16 protein-coding genes are annotated in these 20,197 nt (G+C 47.9%); 9 read left to right on the forward strand and 7 right to left on the reverse strand.

Annotated elements, in window-relative coordinates; all coding sequences use genetic code 11:
• Positions 1-20: 20 nt before the first annotated feature.
• Entirely contained in the window at positions 21-1,457 is a 1,437-nt protein-coding gene (locus tag GK108_RS27240) for a DUF1501 domain-containing protein (protein ID WP_163954756.1), read from the forward strand.
• Here GK108_RS27240 and GK108_RS27245 read toward each other — a convergent pair.
• Positions 1,454-1,780, reverse strand: coding sequence for a hypothetical protein (locus tag GK108_RS27245; RefSeq protein ID WP_163954757.1), 327 nt, complete (start codon positions 1,778-1,780; stop codon positions 1,454-1,456). The two genes, GK108_RS27240 and GK108_RS27245, sit on opposite strands and share 4 nt — an antisense overlap.
• A gap of 110 nt (positions 1,781-1,890) precedes the next feature.
• On the opposite strand from GK108_RS27245, the gene parS reads away from it, so the two are divergent.
• The 3 genes from parS to GK108_RS27260 all read left to right on the forward strand — a co-directional run bounded on the left by parS (position 1,891) and on the right by GK108_RS27260 (position 3,116).
• The gene (parS, locus tag GK108_RS27250) at positions 1,891-2,274 is read left to right on the forward strand and encodes a type II RES/Xre toxin-antitoxin system antitoxin (protein ID WP_163954758.1); all 384 of its coding nucleotides are present in this window, start codon (positions 1,891-1,893) and stop codon (positions 2,272-2,274) included.
• Positions 2,275-2,285: 11 nt separating this feature from the next.
• Positions 2,286-2,750, forward strand: a complete 465-nt coding sequence (locus GK108_RS27255; protein WP_449618954.1) for an RES family NAD+ phosphorylase — start codon at positions 2,286-2,288, stop codon at positions 2,748-2,750.
• Between the two features lie 150 nt (positions 2,751-2,900).
• Complete coding sequence (locus GK108_RS27260; protein WP_163954759.1) at positions 2,901-3,116, forward strand: hypothetical protein; 216 nt, start codon at positions 2,901-2,903, stop codon at positions 3,114-3,116.
• Positions 3,117-3,166: 50 nt separating this feature from the next.
• Here the strand turns inward: GK108_RS27260 and GK108_RS27265 are convergent, their stop codons facing one another.
• Positions 3,167-4,525 carry a serine hydrolase domain-containing protein gene (locus GK108_RS27265; RefSeq protein WP_163954760.1) on the reverse strand — a complete coding sequence of 453 codons (1,359 nt, stop codon included), beginning with the start codon at positions 4,523-4,525 and terminating at the stop codon, positions 3,167-3,169.
• Between the two features lie 47 nt (positions 4,526-4,572).
• Between GK108_RS27265 and GK108_RS31455 the strand changes: the two genes are divergently transcribed.
• Positions 4,573-4,704, forward strand: coding sequence for a nuclear transport factor 2 family protein (locus GK108_RS31455; protein ID WP_262887465.1), 132 nt, complete (start codon positions 4,573-4,575; stop codon positions 4,702-4,704).
• A gap of 103 nt (positions 4,705-4,807) precedes the next feature.
• Here the strand turns inward: GK108_RS31455 and GK108_RS27275 are convergent, their stop codons facing one another.
• The 3 genes from GK108_RS27275 to GK108_RS27285 all read right to left on the reverse strand — a co-directional run bounded on the left by GK108_RS27275 (position 4,808) and on the right by GK108_RS27285 (position 10,227).
• Entirely contained in the window at positions 4,808-6,478 is a 1,671-nt protein-coding gene (locus GK108_RS27275) for a RagB/SusD family nutrient uptake outer membrane protein (protein WP_163954761.1), read from the reverse strand.
• Between the two features lie 8 nt (positions 6,479-6,486).
• Entirely contained in the window at positions 6,487-9,411 is a 2,925-nt protein-coding gene (locus GK108_RS27280) for a SusC/RagA family TonB-linked outer membrane protein (RefSeq protein WP_163954849.1), read from the reverse strand.
• A gap of 468 nt (positions 9,412-9,879) precedes the next feature.
• The gene (locus GK108_RS27285; protein ID WP_163954762.1) at positions 9,880-10,227 is read right to left on the reverse strand and encodes a LytTR family DNA-binding domain-containing protein; all 348 of its coding nucleotides are present in this window, start codon (positions 10,225-10,227) and stop codon (positions 9,880-9,882) included.
• Positions 10,228-10,561: 334 nt separating this feature from the next.
• On the opposite strand from GK108_RS27285, the gene gyrA reads away from it, so the two are divergent.
• Positions 10,562-13,075, forward strand: coding sequence for a DNA gyrase subunit A (gyrA, locus tag GK108_RS27290; RefSeq protein WP_163954763.1), 2,514 nt, complete (start codon positions 10,562-10,564; stop codon positions 13,073-13,075).
• Between the two features lie 143 nt (positions 13,076-13,218).
• Complete coding sequence (locus GK108_RS27295; RefSeq protein ID WP_163954764.1) at positions 13,219-14,676, forward strand: tetratricopeptide repeat protein; 1,458 nt, start codon at positions 13,219-13,221, stop codon at positions 14,674-14,676.
• Positions 14,677-14,784: 108 nt separating this feature from the next.
• Here the strand turns inward: GK108_RS27295 and GK108_RS27300 are convergent, their stop codons facing one another.
• The gene (locus tag GK108_RS27300) at positions 14,785-15,201 is read right to left on the reverse strand and encodes a DoxX family protein (protein ID WP_163954765.1); all 417 of its coding nucleotides are present in this window, start codon (positions 15,199-15,201) and stop codon (positions 14,785-14,787) included.
• Between the two features lie 53 nt (positions 15,202-15,254).
• Positions 15,255-17,711: a TonB-dependent receptor domain-containing protein gene (locus GK108_RS27305; protein ID WP_163954766.1), complete on the reverse strand. Its 2,457-nt coding sequence runs from the start codon at positions 17,709-17,711 to the stop codon at positions 15,255-15,257.
• 253 nt (positions 17,712-17,964) lie between these two features.
• On the opposite strand from GK108_RS27305, the gene GK108_RS27310 reads away from it, so the two are divergent.
• Both GK108_RS27310 and GK108_RS27315 read left to right on the forward strand, forming a co-directional pair.
• Positions 17,965-18,948, forward strand: a complete 984-nt coding sequence (locus GK108_RS27310; protein ID WP_246225209.1) for a sensor histidine kinase — start codon at positions 17,965-17,967, stop codon at positions 18,946-18,948.
• Positions 18,917-19,621 (forward strand): LytR/AlgR family response regulator transcription factor, encoded by a 705-nt coding sequence (locus GK108_RS27315; protein ID WP_163954768.1) that lies wholly within the window; start codon positions 18,917-18,919, stop codon positions 19,619-19,621. The genes GK108_RS27310 and GK108_RS27315 overlap by 32 nt, the downstream gene beginning before the upstream one ends.
• The last annotated feature ends 576 nt before the right edge of the window (positions 19,622-20,197 follow it).

Here is a 20,197-nt window from a genome sequence, read left to right on the forward strand (position 1 = left end):
CGAAATAACGTAGTGATACCATGAAACCAGGGTGGAACAGACGGGAGTTTCTGCAAAAAACCAGCGCTGCTACGTTAGCGGCTTTAGCGGCCGGGGCGCCAATGCCCAGTCTGTTGTCCGGTTGCCGCAGTACGGGAAACTCATCGACGGGGCATAGTACCGCCGATACGGTTATTCTCTTGTGGATGGCAGGCGGTATGGCGCATACCGAAACCTTCGATCCTAAAAAGTTTACTCCTTATGAAAAAGGCATGTCGGGCGATCGGGTATTGAGTACGTTTAAATCCGTACCGACTGTTCTCGATGGTATTCATTTTTCGGATGGTCTTCAATCGATTGGGCGGGTTATGGATAAAGGCACCCTGATCCGGTCGTACGTAGCGGCCGATATGGGGCATATTCTCCATTCGCGCCACCAGTACCACTGGCACACCTGTTATGAGCCACCACAGACCGTAGCCGCTCCCCACATCGGCGCCTGGATAGCCAACAAGTTAGGCCCTAAAAACCCGGTTATTCCTGCTTTTATTGATATTGGGCAGCGATTCACGGTGGGTGAGGGGGAGGAGTTGAAAGCGTTCCATACGGCTGGCTTTCTGGGGAATGAGTTTGGGCCGTTCTTTATTCCTGATCCGAGTCAGGGTCTGGATAGCGTTCGTCCACCCATCGGGATGGATGCCCGGCGGTTTGAGCGACGTAATCAGCTGTATAACGAATTAGTCAATAACAGCCCGGTGGGTGAGTTTGGCTCTGATTATCAGAAAGAATCCCTGAAGCGCTCGATGGAGCAGGCGTATCGGTTGCTGAATTCGCCCGAAGCCAAAGCCTTTGATCTGAGTACCGAACCGAAGGCTATTTATGATCGATACAACACCGGACGTTTTGGGTTAGGCTGCCTGCTGGCTCGTCGACTGACCGAACAGGGCGCGCGATTCATTAGTGTCACCACTGAATACGAACCCTTTAAAGGCTGGGATACCCACGAAAATGGCCACACCCGACTGGATGATATGAAATGCCAGATCGATGGACCGATTGCACAACTCATTACCGATCTGGATAAAACCGGGCATCTGGACCGAACACTCATTATTCTGGCCAGTGAATTCAGCCGGGATATGATGGTAGAAGGACGGCCGGATGCCAAAGTACTGGAACAGGTGAATCAACCCGACGTATTGACCGATCCGAAGTTTTATGGCATGCACCGCCATTTTACCGATGGTTGCTCAGTACTTATGTTCGGGGGCGGCATAAAAAAAGGACTTGTTTACGGAAAAACGGCGGACGAGCGCCCCTGCAAGACTATCGAAAATCCGGTACGTATCGAGGGAATTCACCAGACAATTTACCATGCGCTGGGTATTCCACCGGATACGCAGTATGAGATCGAAAAACGTCCGTTCTATACTACGCCCGATGGAAAAGGGAAACCTGTGATGGACTTGTTTGCTTAACGATTGTTCCGTTTTCGTGGCATCTGATTCCGCAAACTATCCGGCGAAACTGCTTTCCTGTTGGGTTGCGTAGTATTGGAACCAGCCGGTGAAGCGGCCCGATTTTTCTTGGTGGTCGGTGGTACGTACATATACGCTCGGGAAGCACCTTCGTCGTCAATCGTCATGCTATTCGGATTGCTCGTTGTTGGGCGTTCGCCTTCGGATAGATAACCGGTGCCGGTAGAGGCCGTCGAGCCACCGCTTTTGCCGCCTGTAGTGGATTGGGCCGTTGCCAGGTGAAGGCCACTGAGTACAGCAGCAATGGTTAGTAGGGTTTTCATAGGTTAGTAAGTTTTGTTTGTAGTCGTAAACACGTAGCAGCAGGCATAAGTTTACAGAAACAGTTAGACAAATTTCCGTGTTTGTTAGACAAAATGCTTATGTTTGTTCTATGATTGTTCAAGACCGTACAGCCCTGGTTTTTTCGGCCCTTAAAGGTATTCCGGCTACTCGTTTTTTCGAGATCGCCGATCTGACCGGCTATAAACGCGAACAACTGGCCGAAGTATTTGATACGTCACTGAAAACATTTCAACGCTACGAGCGGGAAAAAAAGAAACTGAATCCGCAGGATAGCGAGAAAGTATTGAAAATTATGGCGCTTTTCCAGACGGGAGAGTCTGTTTTTGGCTCGGCTGATGCCTTTCGGCGCTGGATGGATAAACCCGCTTATGGGCTCGGCAATCAGATACCTTTCGATTTATTGCATACATCGGGTGGTATTGACCTGGTGATGGATGAGGTAATTCGCATTGAGTACGGCGATCTGGCCTGACATAAACCCGTTTGCGCTTTCGCCTGATGCTTGTTTATCGAATTACAAAAGCCGTTTATGCTGATCGACTAGTGGCTTCGGGAGGAGCCGCCCGCTGGAATAGTCGTGGGCAATTCGTTCTGTATACCGCAGCGACACGGGCGCTGGCCTGTCTGGAGAACGTAGTACATCGGAGTGGTGAAGGCTTGCAGGAAACGTTTCGGGTGATGGTCATTGACGTACTGGATGCCATTTTTGTTGAGACGATTACGCTCGATACGTTGCCCGCCGACTGGTTTGACTTCAACCAGTATGATAGCTGTCAGCGACTGGGGAGTGAGTGGTTACGTAGTGGTCGGTCGGCCGTACTACGGGTACCATCGGCTATTATCCCGAACGAGTGGAATTATCTGCTGAATCCCGCTCATCCTGACTTTCCCCGTATTCAACTGATACGTACGGAGCCTTTTCTGTTTGATCCAAGAATTAAATCCTGATCGAATTATCAATACGTTGCGTATGCGCCAGAATATTTCTGTCAAAATCGGGAGTCTACTAACTCATGCCTGATACCATTAAGTCGTACGACTGGAACCCCGATCCATACCGTTGATTTTATTCCTATTTCTATCGAGTCTGATACGCTGTTGTTCATTAACAAGAACCGAGTCCACTTCTTTGATCCGCACGGCGAGTACGATGGATGGGTGCTCTTATTTACCGATGCTTTTTTTGCTCAGCATCGGTCGGATAGCCACTTTCTACGTAACACCATTCTGTTTCATGATTTACTGGATATTCCTACCATTCAACTGAATCAGACAAAGACAGACCTTACCCTGATTTTAAATCAGTTGCGGTAAGAACTGGCCGGTCCAAAATTCAGGCATTTTATGAGATATCGTTTTGAATTTTAATCATTTTTTCTCTTCCCTATACGCGTATTGCCATTCATCGTAATCAGCATCCGATCCACACTTCCAGATGAATCCTTTTCAAACCAGATACGGATGCTTTCCTGTAGCTGATCAAAAAAATGAGTTTCATCTTCCGCCACCAGCACCGATCGAGGCCCCTTAGCAGGGTAGACTATTAATTGACCATCTTCCACTTTCACCTGGATTACCAGGTGTGGTTCACTTATTTCGTAGGTTCCTCTATAAGACATCAAGATCGATTCCGGCAGGGTAATCGATCTTTTCTGAACAGGTAGCTCATAGGGCTGCTCATAGATGACGGCCAGCAAGCCCTTAGTCAATTCAGCGAGCGCGGGCGTCTCAATATTGGCCAGCAAAATGATACACACATCATCGGCTGGCAGGCGAGCGATGTTACTTCGAAAACCGAAAATACCTCCGCTATGACTAACAACCCGCTGACTATACACCGTATCGATCATCCAGCCCAAGCCGTATTGATGGCGAATAGGCCGATAGGCTTCCGTTTGCAGGTTAACACCGATGATCTGATGACGCTGTATACCTTGATGAAATCGGTATAGGTCCTCAACTGTGGAATAGAGCGAACCGGCCGAAAACGAGACTGATGAATCGACAATCGGGGCTTCCTGAGTGTACTCTTTACCTGTTTGGGCGTAATAACCGGTGGCCCGCTTGTCGGGGTTTACCTGGCTAAAATCAAAACCACTATGTGTCATTTGTAAGGGACTCAATACATACTGGTTGAGGGCTTGTTGATAGCTCATCTGGGTGACCTTCTGGATAATATAGCCCAGCAGCGAATAGCCAGAATTACTATAGTTCCAATTCGATCCTGGTGGGAAATCTAAGGGCTTATCCCGGAACAGAGCCAGCATTTTAGCTTCCGTGGCAGGCTGGGTGGCTTGCTGGAGCATAAACTCCCGATCCTGGGTATAATTATAGATGCCAGCGGTATGAGCCAGCAGGTCCTGGATGGAGATGCTATCCCCATGCGGATAATTGGGACAAAATTGACTAAGCTTATCCTGTAAAGTTAATTTTTTGAGTTCGACCAATTTTAAAACCAGCGTTGCGGTCAATGTTTTGGTGATCGAAGCAATTTGGAAGATGGTTTGGGGTTCGTTAGTTGCGTTCAATTTACGGTCTCTAAAGCCATAGCCTTTTTTGAGTAGGATCTCTCCCTGACGACTTACCAGAACAGACCCGTTAAATTCATTGACGTTGAGGTAGGCCTGCATTAACTCATCGAGCTTGAGGGCTTTCGATTGGCCAACTGCATTCAGTGAGCCGGTAAGCAGTATCAGGATATATACTTTACAAAATAGGTTCATCTTTATCCTAATTACCTAAGTTTTGAAGTCTCAAAATACGTTCTTACTTGAGACTACTCTGTACAACCTCTTTCTACGATTTTTTCTGCGTCGAAAACGGCAAAATTGCTGAACACTGGGATACAATTGAAGCGATTCCAGCCAAATCGGAGTGGAAAAATACGAACGGGAAGTTTTAAAAAAGGTAAAAAAACGTATCGACTGTTCGATAGGCAGCTCGTTAAAAAACAAGCCCCACTGCGAACAGTGGGGCTTGTTTTTTAACGAGACTACGTGCGGATGTTAGTAGCCCGGATTCTGAACCAGATAGCCGGGCAGGTTTGAGGCCCCGTCGATGGCGGTTTGGGGAATCGGGAAAATACGTTTCTGTGGGTTGACATCCGTTTTCTCGGTCCATGTGCCTTCGAATTTGCCGAACCGGATTAGGTCTGTACGACGTACCATTTCCCAGTACAATTCGAACCCACGCTCGCGCAGCAGCAAGTCGAGGTCCATGCTGGCCAGCGCCGGTGCTGGTTTATTCCGGGCCGCTCGAACAGTGTTTACATCCGCAAGTGCCGACGCAGCATCATTACTTTTCCGCAGTTTCGCTTCCGCCCGCATCAGATACACGTCGGCGAGCCGGACAATCGAAATATCGGCATCGCCAAAGTTCCGGCCCGATTGTGACTTCTTGCTGAACTCATACTTGAGTACCCGATAGCCCGTACTGTAATCGCTGCCGGCTACGGAAAAATCAACTTTTTCGGTGAACACAACGGGCGTAGTGGGCCGGTTACGGGTTACGTTGAATAGTTTCCCAACTCGATAGTTCGCACCACAGCGTACAAAGGCACCGTTCACCCGAATCAACCCATACTGAACACCTCGTAGAATGCCCCGGTTCATGTTAAAGTTGTCAGCAGCAATGCAGGAGTCGGCCGGGATGGTCCAGTTCTGCTGATAAAAGCGAGGATCGATACCCGCCGGGTCCTGTGGTGCGTAGGCTTTCACCCAGGTCTGGTAAAAGTCGGGCGTAATGGCGGGGCCGTCCGTGCCATTGGCAGCTGGATAAGCCGGTAGCGGGAACTGATCGCCCGAGAGTGAGAAATACGCCAGTCGATTATGACCATTTAATTCAGCGCGTTGATCGACGGCGAAAATCAGTTCTTTGTTGTCGTGGTTATCCGAATTGAAGATCGAAAAATAATCCTTTGCCAACTGATATTGTCCCGAATTGATAATCTTGTCACTGTATTCGACTACCTTATCCATATCTTCGGGCTTGAAGGTAATCGACGTAGCATAGCGGTCTCTGTACACAGCCGCATTCAGGTACAGCCGAGCCAATAAGCCCCAGGCGCCCCCTTTCGTCAACCGTCCTGGGCCAACGGTAGTTAGCAAGTCAGGTTCAACTGCGAGCAGCTCATTTTTTATGTATTCCAGCGCCTGTTCGCCCCGTAGCACTTCCGAGATACCCTGAGGGGAGTCTTTTTTAAAGGACAGTCCGAATAAATCGAGCAAGACCATGTTGTAGTACGCCCGCATCCCCCTTGCTTCAGCAATATATACTTTCCCATTAGGGTCGTTTATGGTTGGTAACGTATTGATGGCCGTAATGGCTCGGGAAATACCCTGCGTCAGAAAAAGCCAGGTATTCCGCAAATTCGGATCGGTGCTCGTTTGTGTATGCTGGTGTAGCGCCAGGTAAATACCATTGTCACCCCAGTCCGTGCCGCCCCGATAGGGGAGAATGGCTTCGTCCGTCGAAATTTCCTGAATCGTAAAGTAGTTCGTATGCAGGAAAATGTCGGGCAGGCGCGCATAGACGGGGGCCAGATTGCCATCGGCCGCCTGTTTGTCGGTCAGGCCGGTTACCGACGACTCATCCAGTACGTTTTCGGTAAGATCAGTACAGCTGTTTAAGAAAAGCAGACCAGCCAGAGCCAGCGAGCTAATGAGTATCTTTTTCATGGTGAATGCTAGAATGTCAGATTAAGGCCAAATACAAAGGAGCGGGCTTTCGGATAGCTCAGATAGTCGATTCCGTACGATGAGATACCGTTGACTGTTCGGTCGGTGTTCACTTCCGGGTCAAATCCGTCGTATTTGGTGATCACGAACAGATTTTGCCCCGTTGCCGATAACCGAATGTTCGATACCCAGCGGTTCAGTCCAATCAGACGAGGACTCAGGTTGTAGCCTAAGGTCAGGTTGTTTAATCGGAAGAACGATCCGTCTTTCAGGTATCGCGTCGACACGGGTGCCGCGTTGTTGATTGATTCATTCGGCTCACCAACAGCCGACGCCGGGCCGTTTAGTCCTTTCACCAGACGGGCTTTAAAGAAAAACGCGTTGGCGGTGTTATCGTAGATCTTATTGCCGGATACGCCGTTAAAGTTGGCCGTCAGGTCGAATCCTTTATAGGCCAGACTGGTGTTGACGTTAAACTGTTTGGTAGGAAGCGCACTGCCCGCAGCAATCCGATCTTTATCGGAACCGCCAATGCCATCGCCATCCACATCCAGGAAAATATTAACCCCTTTGTCGTCGATGCCCAGGAATTCGCGGAGGTAGAACGTACCGATGGGCTGCCCATTCACGTAGCCATTAATCGTAGCTGACGTAAGACCATTACCCGATGCGGAACCGGAGGTGATCACCGTATAGGGCGACTTATTCACTACGTTGTTAATAAAGGTCATGTTACCCCCAATGTCGAACCGGAAACCGCTATTGCTGGCGTAACGATAGTTCAGTGCCACTTCAACCCCCTGGTTGGTAATGGTCATGCCCGGTACGTTCGTCCAGTACGTAGCAGCTGGCTGGATAGGGTCGGAAGGAATCACTTCCAGCAGAATTTTGCCAGAGATTTTCCGGAAATAATCAAGGCTACCCGTCAATGCGCCTTTAAACAGGCCAAAGTCAAGACCGATATCCGTTTGGGTCGATACTTCCCACTGGATATCGGGGTTGGCCAGACGAGTATAGGTTGTTCCGGCGGGATAGCTGGTTGAGTTGTCGAGTGGGTAGCTGGTTGAGGCCGAGGTACTGGACGTAAACAGGGCTTGGGTAATTTTGGATGGGATTTCCTGGTTACCCGTTTGGCCCCATCCGGCGCGTAGTTTCAGATCGGTGAATGGTCCCGATTTCAGGAATTCTTCTTCCGATAAACGCCAGCCTGCCGAAAACGAAGGGAATACGCCATACTTGTTATTGGCGCCAAACTTACTCGATCCATCGGCCCGAACGGTTGCCGTCAGCAGATACCGATCATTGAACTGGTAGTTCAACCGGCCAAAGAACGACTGTAGTTCATTGTCTATGGCGAAACCAGCAGGTCGGTTGTTAGCCAGGGTCAGGTCCTGGCCAAGACTCGGATTGTTGATGGGTTCAATGGGCGAAATCGGAAATTTATTGATACTCCAGGTACGTTCCCGAAGCATAAATTTCTGGTAGGAGTGCCCTGCCAAAGCCGTCAGATTGTGTTTGTTCCAGGCTTTGGTATAGGTAAAATAGTTTTCAACCAGAATGTTGCGGTTCGTATTGTAGGTGCTTTCAAGGCGTCCATCCTGCTGGGGTATCGCACTGGCCAGCGATTGCTGATCGCGATTCGAGCTGGCGTTGTCTATACCAATGTTCAGCTTGTAAACCAGATCTTTGTTGAATTTATACGACGGTGATACGCTGGCTACAACCCGGTTAATGGTCGTAATGTCTTTTTGTAGCTTCAACGTAATGAGCGGATTCGTGAATGCCTGATAGCGGGCCGGTTCTCCGTTGGCGTCGTAGGCCGGATAGGTCGGGTTGGCCGACAGGGCCGCCCCAATAACGCCGTCGAGTGCCGGACGGTTGGTAACGGTTTGGGTGGCCGTCAGGTTTATGTCCAGTGACAGACGATCCTCGAGAAATTTCTGGGAGGCATTGAACCGGCCGGTATACCGTTTCAGCGAACTTCCTTTGATAACACCTTCCTGATTTTGTACGCCCACGGATCCATAGAAGGTTAGTTTTTCGGCACCGCCACTGAAGGCAATATTATGATCCTGCGTAATGGCGGTTCGGCTGATTTCTTTCTGCCAATCGGTCGAGGCTTTCTGATCATCGAGGGTACCGCCCAGGGCGACTACCTGTTTCCGGAACTCATCGGCCGAGAAAAGAGGAATCGGTCGGGCTATGTTTGAAATACCCACCGACGAAGACAGTGTTAAGTTCGAGGACCCGGCTTTCCCTTTTTTGGTCGTGATCAGAATAACACCATTGGCGCCCCTGGCTCCGTAAATGGCCGTTGCTGAAGCATCCTTCAATACGTCGATGGATTCGATGTCCTGGGGATTCAGGAAGTTCATCGGGTTGCCTGTTCCGCCAGTACTTGAATTGTCGAGCGGAATCCCATCGAGCACAAATAGGGGGGTACTGCCGGTTCGAACACCACCAGGGCCACGTACCGTAATGTTCTGACGGCCACCGGGTTCACCACTGGCCGATGTTACGTTCACACCGGCTACTTTTCCCTGGAGCAACTGTTCGGGCGAGTTTACAATCCCCCGGTTGAAGTCACCGTTCTTCAGGGTAGTCATAGCCCCGGTGGCGTCCTTTTTCGTTGTGGTGCCGTAGCCAATAACCACCACCTGTGCCAGCTCGGACGAGGATGATTTCAACGCTACGTTCAGGGTTGTTCGCGTCCCCACTGTCAGCTCCTGCGAATCAAAACCAATAAACCCAAATACTAATACCGCATTGGCGTTAGGAATCGAAATCGTATAGTTACCATTGGCATCTGTACTGGTTCCGCGTTGGCTCCCTTTAAGTACTACGTTACAACCGGCTAAGGGTTCTCCGGTGGTGGCATCCGTTACACGCCCGGTAACAGTAATGTCGGCGATGACGGACGACCGGATTGACATAATGCCCGTTTCCTTGTCAGGATAGTGAGTTGCCCAACCAGTTGTACTACGGGTGGTGAGTAGTACAAACGCCAGGCCAAATGCAATTTTTAGCGGTGGTGAAGTAGACATGTTTTGCATATAGTTCTAAAAAATTAACAGAGGATTATAAGACAAAAAAAAGTCCCTAAAGTACAATATTATTATTGATAAATGGGAGAACTATTTGAAAGGAGCGCAAGTTGGGCAATCCATTTTCGTTACGTTAGTGTCGTGACACAATTTAACGATTCGGTAACAATTCGAACGGGTTAATCCGTTGGGGGCCAGTAGACTACTAAAGGGTAGAGTAGTGCTGATTAAGAATTTGTTATGAAAAAGGCCGTCCGGGTGCATCCGGACGGCCTGGTGTGGGAGAAGGTAATTACGTATACCCGATTATTCGTTTCGTCTAATTCGTTGCGTTGACTGACAGAGCTAGTTTAGCCGTTAATTATACGACTGAAACCGATCCAGAATCTGAGCCGCCCTGCGTCGGGATACAGAGTGGAAATTGCCATTCCGTAGTCGTAGATAGACGGTTTTGGTATTCACTTTAACCAGATCCTGTACCCAGGCAGGGTTGATAATTTCGGATTTACTGATCCGGATAAAATCAGGAATCTGCTCTTCAAACCATTTTAGCGTCTGGCACACTAACAAAGGTTTGGAGCTATTATCCAGATGGACAAATGTATAGTTACCGTTTCCTTCCAGCCGGGCAATGGACTTAATGGTATGAAGGGCTGAATAGCCCGGAAGACGAAGCGATAGATCTGATGCTGATTGGGTGTTCATACTCGTTTTATAAAAGACACAAATGGTCTGTTTCAAGATCGATGGTACTTATGTAGCAATGTCAGACGGAGTGCCCTACACCAAGTCACTTAAGAATGGTGTATTAATCTTGAAATATGTGTTTTTGATGAAATAGAATTGTATTTCATGTGGATGCTACTTTTCAGGGCTATTGGCAGGGTTTTATTTTTGATGAGCTATTTCTCGGGCGATTAGCGCCTTTGTACGGTATTATTTCGCTTTTCTCCTGAAAAAATCGTATATTTGTCTATAGAGCGGTTTGCGCGATTGTGTGAGCCGGAATAGTAATTTTCTGCGAAACTCCAACTTGAATATGGCGGAAGAAAATCCCGACCTCGAATCTCCCAGTAACATTATTCCAATTACCATTGAGGACGAAATGCGCGGAGCCTACATTGATTATTCAATGTCGGTTATTATCTCGCGTGCTCTTCCCGACGTGCGCGATGGCCTGAAGCCTGTACACCGCCGGGTTCTATTTGGAATGGCTGAACTGGGGGTTAATTACAACAAACCCCATAAAAAATCGGCTCGTATCGTTGGTGAGGTTCTTGGTAAATATCACCCACACGGCGATTCATCGGTGTATGATACGATGGTCCGTATGGCCCAGGATTGGTCACTACGGTATCCGCTCGTTGATGGACAGGGTAATTTTGGGTCGATCGATGGCGACTCACCAGCGGCTATGCGATATACCGAAGCCCGGTTGAAACGTATCGCCGAAGAGCTGCTGACCGATATTTATAAAGAAACGGTTGATTTTCAACCTAACTTCGATGATTCGCTCGAAGAGCCGTCGGTAATGCCAGCCAAGCTGCCCAATCTGCTGTTAAACGGTTCATCGGGTATTGCTGTCGGTATGGCAACCAATATGGCACCGCACAACCTGACCGAAGTAGTTGACGGGATCATTGCTTATCTGGACAACAACGACATTACGGTTGAAGAGTTGATGCAGTTCGTCAAGGCGCCCGACTTCCCAACCGGGGCTACCATTTATGGTATGGAAGGCGTTAAGTCAGCGTTCAAAACAGGCCGTGGACGGGTGGTTATGCGCGCGAATGCAACCATCGAAGAAAACAGAGGCAAAACCCAGATTATCGTTACGGACGTACCGTATATGGTTAATAAAGCGGTGATGCTGGAGAAAACGGCTGAGCTCATCAACGACAAAAAGATCGAGGGTATCACGGCTTTCCGCGACGAATCGGACCGGGATGGGTTGCGCGTAGTGTATGATCTTCGGAAGGATGCCATTCCTAACGTCGTTCTGAATAACCTCTATAAGCATACGGCTCTGCAATCGTCGTTCAGTATCAATAACGTAGCACTCGTAAAAGGGCGGCCGCTGTTATTGAATCTGAAGGATATGATGAAATACTACGTCGAACATCGTTTCGAAGTCGTTACCCGTCGTACCCAGTATGAACTGCGCGAAGCCGAAAAACGAGCCCATATTCTGGAAGGCTTGTTAATTGCGCTGGATAATATTGACGCCGTTATCGAGCTGATTCGTTCGTCCCGCGATCCGGAAATTGCGAAGAATGGCCTGATGGATCGATTCTCGCTGAGCGAAATCCAGGCGAAAGCGATTCTGGAAATGCGTCTGCAGCGGCTGACGGGTCTGGAACGGGATAAACTGCAGGCTGAATACGATGAGCTGATGCGCGAAATTGCTGATCTGCGCGAAATTCTGGCCAGTGAAGAACGCAAGCGGCAGGTTATCAAAGAAGAATTACAGGATCTGAGAGCCCGTTACGGAGACGAGCGTCGTACGCAGATCAATGCTCTCGGCGACGGCAACATCAGCGATTTGTCGTTGATCGCCGATGAGGACATGATCATTACGATTTCGCACGAAGGCTATATCAAACGGACCCCAACCACCGAATATCGGTCGCAGGGTCGCGGGGGGGTAGGTGCTAAAGCAGTGGCTACGAAAGAGGAAGATTTTACGGAGCATCTGTTTACGGCGACAATGCACAATACCTTGCTGGCGTTCACTCAGAAAGGCCGGTTGTATTGGTTGCCAGTTTATGAATTGCCCGAAGGGTCGCGTACGTCGAAAGGTCGTCCGCTGGCTAACTTTATCAATATCGAATCCGATGATAAAGTCAGAGCGGTCATTAACGTAACGGACCTGAAAAACGAAGACTACATCAACAATAATTACATTGTGATGTGTACTCGTCAGGGAACGATCAAGAAAACCATGCTGGAAGCCTTCTCGCGGCCCCGTCAGAATGGGATTATTGCTATCACGATTGATGAGGGCGATCAGTTGATCGGCGTTTGTCTGACCAACGGCGACAATGATATCGTGATCGCTTCCAGCGCCGGGAAGGCGGTGCGGTTCCACGAAAGCCGGGTGCGGCCTATGGGACGGACAGCGGCCGGGGTTCGTGGTATTTCGCTGGATGAAGAAGATGCAACGGCTCACGTAGTGGGGATGGTATGTATCGCTTCGTCGGAAGCTCAGTTGCTGGTGGTATCGGAGAAAGGTTACGGTAAACGGTCGGATATCGACGAATACCGGATCACAAACCGGGGTGCCAAAGGTGTTGGTACGTTGAAAGTGACGGAGAAAGTCGGTCGTCTGGTTGCGATTCTCGACGTAGCAGACAACGACGATCTAATGATTATTAACAAGTCAGGTATTGCCATTCGGACCCCAGTCAATGAGATCAGCGTTATTGGTCGAAACACCCAGGGAGTTCGTTTGATTAGCCTGCGCGACGGTGACGAAATCTCGTCAGTAACTAAAATTAAACAGGAAGAGGAAGTTGAATCAGGGGCCATTGTAACGGAAGAAACGCCCGAATAACCTGATAATTAGCCCATAAGCTGAGCCGCCTGTGCTGACACCAATCAGTCGGGCGGCTCAAACAATTTCGTGTCTGTCATGCTTATACAGACAGATTCCGTAATTTCGTTCCTGTAAATAAAACACACAACCCCATTTTACACATGAAATCAGTTTTTGTAGTACTTGTGGCATGTTGCCTGTCTGCAGGAGCCTATGCTCAAAACGAGGGCGGGGCCAACGCTACGTTAGATGCAGCCCAGATGGATGCACTAAAGAAGGACAAAGAGAAGAGTGATAAGGATATTGCTGACGCAAAAGCTTCTACGAAGGCTAGTACCTGGATGGATCGTGCCAAAACCTACCAGAATATTGCCGGTCAATATATCCGTGTCGACTCAGCTGCGGCTACGACGGCTTACGAAGCCTACAAAAAAGTAATTGAGCTGGATAAAGATAAGAAAGGTGGCCCAGGTCGGTTAGCTAAAGAAGCCGAAGAAGCCCTGAAGGGACAAGCTTTATACGGTGCTTTCATGCAGCAGGGTGTCGCAAAATTCCAGAATAAGAATTATGCCGATGCGATGAAAGCCATGTCGATGGCGGGAGAAATCAATCCGAAAGATACACTGGCTCCTTTATATACAGCCATCGCGGCTCAGCAGGTTAAGGATAATGCAACGGCTAAAACGCAACTGGAAAAATACATGGCCGGTGGCGGTAAAGATGCGTCTATCTACGGATCGCTGGCTATGCTATATAGCGCCGACAATGAAGTAGATAAAGCGCTGGCTACGTTAGATAAAGGTATTGCTATCGCTCCTGGCAATAAAGACCTGGCTAACGAGAAAATCAATATCATGCTACGTACGAATCGTATGGATGAAGCCATTGCGGGTATGAAAGCGATGGTTGAAAAAGATCCAAACAACGTACAGAATCTGGTGAACCTGTCGATCATTTATAATAACATTGCTGATAAATCGAAAACTGAGATTAAAAAACTGGAAAGCGAAACCAAGAAAAGTGGTAACGCTGGCAAGCAGTTAGCCGATGCAAAAGGGATTCTGGAGACCTATAACGGTGAGGTAACCCGTCTGAGCGGCATGATTAAGAAACAGCCAAAGAATGCTGCCGAACTGAAACGTCAGCTGGCTGACGTACAGAAACGGGCTACTGAACAAAAAGCAACGATCGCTCAGTTAGAGGCTGATGCTAAAGCGGCCGCTGCCAATGCGTCGGCTAGTGCCGATAGCGAAAAACGGTTGGCTGAGTTGAAATCGAAATATGAGCAGGACAAAAAGCAGGAGAAAGATTACCTGAAGAAAGCCCTGGCTATCGACGCTAACAACTACGACGCCAATTTCAACATGGGTGTTTTCTACTTCAACGAAGCGGTTGAAATGAAGAATACCGTTGATCGGATGGATATGGCTGAATACAGCAAGAATGGTAAGGAGCTGGATGGTAAGGTATGTGGCAAGTTCAAACAGGCACTTCCTTTCTTTACAAAAGCAAAATCCATCAAAGAAGAGGATATTGTTACCGAGAACCTGACGAACACGCAAAATATTCTGAAGCAATACGAGGAGAAAAAAGTAACCTGTATTGATGCTACGGAATAAGTCGTACAGATCAACAAAAAAGGGGGCTGACACATTGTGTCAGCCCCCTTTTTTGTTGAATAGCAGTAAACCGATGAGCTACATACTGTAAACGAAGCAGGAGAGGAGCTAAGACCGGTGTTTAAACAATAGCGCATCCAGACTAAATGCTCCAGGACCAAGCAGGAGACTCGTAATGTAACCGATCAGTAGTGCAAAACCTGCTGATCCATCGCCCACAATGTCCCCGTCGTGAGCGAGAAAAATAATAACCAGTGCCGTAATAATCAGCGGAATCAGGACCAGCCGGGTCAGCAGACCCACCATCAGCAAAATAGAACAGAAGAATTCGGCTCCAATCGCCAGAATCAGGGAAGCAGACATGCTTAAGCCCATAAAACTCATAAAGGAAGTTTGATAGTCAGCAAAGTGCATCAATTTGTCGTAGCCGTGGGGAATCATGGCTATGCCCAGACCAAGGCGTAACCATAGTGTAGCGGTGTTCACGGTCGAGTCTGTGTAACGGGTAGGTTGTATAAATTGCATTGTATGAATTGGTTAGATAACGATTCGTTGTGTTTTGAGTAAAAAAGAACCCATTATTTTGATCGGGTGTCGTCGTTGGTAATTTTCCGAACGGGCTCATCAGGGGCGCTACGTACCTGACCAAACTGCCAGCTAAAGGTTAATTTCAACGAACGGGTGAAATATTGATTAGCGGTATAAGCCCGGAACGTAGCAGACTGCGACTCATTCTGCTGGCGGAATGGGTATGTAAATGGATTATTAATCCCCAGTGTAAGATTGGCTTTTTTATCCCAGAATTCTTTGCGAACAGCCAGACTGTAATCGTACCAGGCTGAATTTTTTCCCTGCAACAGTATCCAGCCGGTGCTATATATGCCATTGGCCTGTAGGGTGTACTGGCGTGGTAACTGATATGCCAGGTTCAACGTGAACTGCCAGAGCCAGCCCGAGTTCTGTACCTGTAAAGCCGGGCTGTTGAACTGGGCGTAATAAAATTCACCCCCGCCATTTATCTTCCAGTTTCGGCCCAGTTGTCCAGCCGCGTTTATATTCAGACCTGTTCGTTCATTTCGCGCTACGTTCTGTCGGGTGGTTAGGGAGACCCCTGATGTATCGACACTTCGCACATCGTCGATAGAGTTGTCCGTTTGTCGGCGATATAAAGCCAGGTTCAGATAGGCTCCTTTTGGGGTGGTCAGGCTGTATGAGATTTCGGTAAGATGGGCCAGCTCGGGACGGAGTTGGCGATTGCCTGCCATCAGGTTTTTAGGATCGCTTGCATTGATATACGGATTCAGGTCCCAGATCATGGGGCGCGAAATCCGCTGTGTATACGTTAGTTTAACCGATTGCTGTTCTGTGAGTTGCTTTGAGAGAATAATACTGGGGATAAAATTGGTAAACTGAACCCGAAACGGGGATATACTATGCTTAAACTGACCGCTCATAGTCGTGTTTTCCAGCCGGGTTCCGAGTTGAAGCGTCCAAAAGGTCCGGTTAACCAGCTTCAGAGAGGCATAACCCGCAGCGACCTGCTGATCATACGTAAACGTATTGGATCGGTCTGTACTGAGTAGGAGTAAGGCAACATTGTCTGGCTGACTGGTGTAGACTTCGTAGAGGCTGCTCACATCCCGACGTACCATTTTTGCACCCACTTCAAACACCTGCTGGCCATTTCGTGAGAATGGGTGGATGTAATCGATTTGCCAGGTCCACTGCGGATTATGACTGCGATTTGTGCTCGTTTCCCGATACAGGGGCTGCTCGGTCAAGCTGAACTGATTGCTGGAGTAATGGGAGTTATCGAAGGTGTAGCTATATTGGCCGAGGAAGCTAAGTTCCTGTTTCGGTTTTCGAAAAGCGCGGGTGTAGGCGAGGTTTCCTTCAATATTGCCAAATGGGTTTTGCTGGTCGACTACCTGATTATATTCCTGCGTGACCCGGTTCTCGGCATTCCGAAACCTATAAAAACCGGTATTGGAAGTAGGCCAGGCCCCCCCCCAACTGCTGATAGACAGATTGACCCGGTTCAGTGTGTCGAAGGCATACTCCATGCTCAAATCTCCGAACCAGCCCGGGTGTATATTATTGGCACTGGTTCGCTGAAACAACTCTCCAGCCGTTTGGCCATTCACCAGCGACGTACGCGTTACGTCAATAATACTCTTTTCGCGCTCGGCATTGGTGTTGCCCGAAAACGTCAGGCCAAATTTGTCACGCTTCAACCCGTAGCTACCGCCCAGCGACTGCACGTAATTACCAGCCGTTACGTCCAGACTTCCGTTGGAACCTTTCAACTGTTTTTTTGTAATGATGTTAATGACTCCACCAGCTCCTTCTGCATCATAGCGGGCTGCCGGGCTGGTGATTACTTCGACCGACTGAATTGTATTAGCCGGAATCATTTTCAGTGCTTCACTCAAGTTTCGGGCCAGCAGACCCGATGGACGACCATTCAGTAATACTTTTATACTGGAACTTCCCCGAATTTGAACGTTACCCGATACGTCGACGGTGAGCATAGGAGCTTTTCGTAACACATCAACCGCTGTACCGCCTTTGTTGGTAATGTCGCTACCTGCATTATACACCAGTCGGTCGGATTTTTCTTCAATCAGTGCTTTTTGCGAGGTTACTCGAACTTCGTTCAGTTGACGACTTTCGGGCCGAAGCAAGAGACGGCCCAGGGAACGGACGGGTTGGCTGGAGGTAAGAGAAAGGCCGGTTAGGATTCGAGGCTGGTAGCCGACATACGTAATTTGTAATCCATAGGTGCCAAGGGCCAATTCTGAAAAGGTAAAATGACCTGCATCATTGGTGGTCTGGCCGGTCAATATCGTTCCGGTTTCGGACAGGAGCGCTACCGTTGCGAACGGCACGGGTAAATGGGTCGTGGAGTCTACTAGAGTACTAGTTATCTGTCCCTTAGCGGTTGAGTTGGACTGATTAGTGGGTAATTGCTGTCCTTTTGCCGAGATTACGGCCAATAAAAAGGAAACGATAAAAAAGAAACGTCGTGTATGCATCAGTACTGAACAGATGATTATAACGGGTCATCTGACTGCAAAGTACGATGTTGCTCTCGGGAAAAGGCGGCTAAAAATGACAAACCTACCCTTTTGAATGACGTATTCAGTTGGTCATATTGAATTGGATTGTCGGCTAACATTCAGTTTTTTTGTTTAAAAATAGGGGAGAAGGATGAGCTGGTTTAATGAGAGTAGAAAACAAAAAGTCTGGTTACGGGAAGCGTTGGCTTTTGTGTTTCTATTTGTACTAATGTCGCTAAACTCTTGGAACCGGCTCACTTCCTGGAATGATGTTGGCCGGGCTTTACTTTTTTTTCTGACGTTATATAGTCAGGCTCAGTTTCACCGCTTTGTGTTATTTCCATTGCTGTTTAGCAATCAGATTAAACGGTACGTTGTATGGACTATTCCGGCGTTGATAGTCGGTAGTTTTTTGGTGTACGGCGTGAATCATTGGCTTTATCCAGAGGCCTGCCCGATTGAGGAATGGCGCGAGACGGGACTTTTTTTGCTCGCGACCTATCTGGTTAGTCTGATGGTGCTCGTTGGTGTTTTTCTCATTCAGCGCTTTTATCAGCAGCAGCAAGAACGACATACCGACCAGTTGCTTTATCAGGATGAGCAAATCCGATTTTTACACGCGCAGCTTAATCCACATTTTTTCTTCAACACCCTGAATAATCTATACGGAATTAGCCTGCAAGAACCCGGTCGGATGCCCGACTTGCTGATGCAGTTATCGAAGCTGATGCGGTATCAGGTCGAAAGTAGCCGACGGTCATGGGTTTCGCTTCAGCAAGAGGTCGAATTCATTACCAGCTACGTTACGTTGGAGCAGGAACGATTAGGAAAAAGGTGCCAGATCAGGTATACGTATCCAACTGATGAACATCAGCTACAAACGTACCAGATGGCTCCATTGCTGTTGATGCCATTGGTCGAAAATGCATTTAAACACGGTACAGGCGATATCAAAGGTTGTTTTGTGGATATTAGCCTTCAACTCCGGGATGATCGTTTGTATTTGTTCATTGAAAATTCGCTTTCCAGTCAAAAACTCAGCGGAACATCTACGGGATTGGGCTTACATAATACCCGACAACGGCTCGATATGTTGTATCCCGACAAATATCTGTTGACATTAATTCAGGAATCCGACCGCTACAGCACTCAGTTAGAAATTCAACTAGCCACCCGATCCGATGCTCAAGCCGTTGCGCTGTTTACTTATTGACGATGAACAGGCTGCCCACTACGTATTGCAGCATTATATTGAGCAGGTTGATCAGTTGACGCTGGTGGGGGATTGCTATGATGCTCTGGAAGCGATTAATTTTTTACACCGACAGCCGGTCGATTTGCTGTTTCTGGATATCAACCTGCCGCAAATCAATGGGTTACAGCTCCTGCAAACGTTAGTTAATCCACCCCGCGTTATTCTCACTACTGCCTATTCGGAATTTGCCCTGCAAAGTTATGAATACGCAGTGGTCGATTACTTACTCAAACCCATTGAGTTTCCCCGTTTCCTGAAAGCGATTGATAAAGTCATCAAAACGAGTGCTGATCAACAACCGCCAGCGATTCCTGTTGTTGCCGAACAGTCGATGATGGTGAAGGTGGATACCGATTGGGTGCGTCTCGCCTTTAGCAGCCTTGATTATATACAAAGCTGGGGGAATTATGTCAAACTCTTTACGGAGCAACACGTTTACGTAGCGTCGATGACTATGACAGAAGTGGAGCGGAGGTTACCATCTGAGCAATTTATTCGGATCCATAAATCCTATCTGGTTCCCCTGTCTAAAATTCAGCGAATGAGCGGTAATGAGATTTTTATCCGCGATACGGCTCTACCTGTTGGACTAACGTATCGTCGTGAATTGATCGAACGGCTGAAATCGTAATGTCGAAGAGAGTTCTATATGTAGATATATATCTATATATCAGTGTGTTATGTTGGTGGTTTGTTCGATGGGCATTACAGCTTATTGATGCTTAGTACCGTAACTAATTAGGGGAAGAGGTTGACCCAGAATAGACTACCATGATTACTGGATGAGCCAATGAAAGTGTTCACGGATTTCGGTGTCAAGTAAGGTTATCGCTAGTGGATGATGCTTTCGTCAGACTTTTATCACAATCCGTTGTGTCCGTAGTAAATCTGTTGGATTGAAAAGAGCGGTGGGGTTATTGCTGATTTAGTCATGTATATGGCTACTAGTACGATTTTTTTGCCGCATAGTTTTCGAATTGTATGTTAGTTAGATGTATCATCATCGGAAGTATGTACTGAACGATGATGATTCAGGTATAAAAATAATTTCGTTCAATTCCTTTGAAGCATGTTGAGATACTATAGCTACTTATTACTTTCAGTCTACTTGAGCATAGAAGGGGAAATTCTGAACATATAGGAAGTATTGGGTGGTGAAATAAATATTACTTAACATAATATAAATTATACAACAAATGAAATAAAC

Origin of the sequence: Spirosoma terrae (assembly GCF_010435915.1) — a bacterium.
GTDB lineage: Bacteria > Bacteroidota > Bacteroidia > Cytophagales > Spirosomataceae > Spirosoma > Spirosoma terrae.

Coding starts and splice junctions, on each gene's coding strand:
- GK108_RS27275 (WP_163954761.1), bottom strand. CDS start 6,478: ATGAAAAAGATACTCATTAGCTCGCTGGCTCTGGCTGGTCTGCTTTTC.
- GK108_RS27300 (WP_163954765.1), bottom strand. CDS start 15,201: ATGCAATTTATACAACCTACCCGTTACACAGACTCGACCGTGAACACC.
- parS (WP_163954758.1), top strand. CDS start 1,891: ATGATTGTTCAAGACCGTACAGCCCTGGTTTTTTCGGCCCTTAAAGGT.
- GK108_RS27315 (WP_163954768.1), top strand. CDS start 18,917: ATGCTCAAGCCGTTGCGCTGTTTACTTATTGACGATGAACAGGCTGCC.
- GK108_RS27245 (WP_163954757.1), bottom strand. CDS start 1,780: ATGAAAACCCTACTAACCATTGCTGCTGTACTCAGTGGCCTTCACCTG.
- GK108_RS27285 (WP_163954762.1), bottom strand. CDS start 10,227: ATGAACACCCAATCAGCATCAGATCTATCGCTTCGTCTTCCGGGCTAT.
- GK108_RS27280 (WP_163954849.1), bottom strand. CDS start 9,411: ATGTCAATCCGGTCGTCCGTCATCGCCGACATTACTGTTACCGGGCGT.
- GK108_RS27265 (WP_163954760.1), bottom strand. CDS start 4,525: ATGAACCTATTTTGTAAAGTATATATCCTGATACTGCTTACCGGCTCA.
- GK108_RS27295 (WP_163954764.1), top strand. CDS start 13,219: ATGAAATCAGTTTTTGTAGTACTTGTGGCATGTTGCCTGTCTGCAGGA.
- GK108_RS27240 (WP_163954756.1), top strand. CDS start 21: ATGAAACCAGGGTGGAACAGACGGGAGTTTCTGCAAAAAACCAGCGCT.
- gyrA (WP_163954763.1), top strand. CDS start 10,562: ATGGCGGAAGAAAATCCCGACCTCGAATCTCCCAGTAACATTATTCCA.
- GK108_RS27305 (WP_163954766.1), bottom strand. CDS start 17,711: ATGCATACACGACGTTTCTTTTTTATCGTTTCCTTTTTATTGGCCGTA.
- GK108_RS27310 (WP_246225209.1), top strand. CDS start 17,965: ATGTCGCTAAACTCTTGGAACCGGCTCACTTCCTGGAATGATGTTGGC.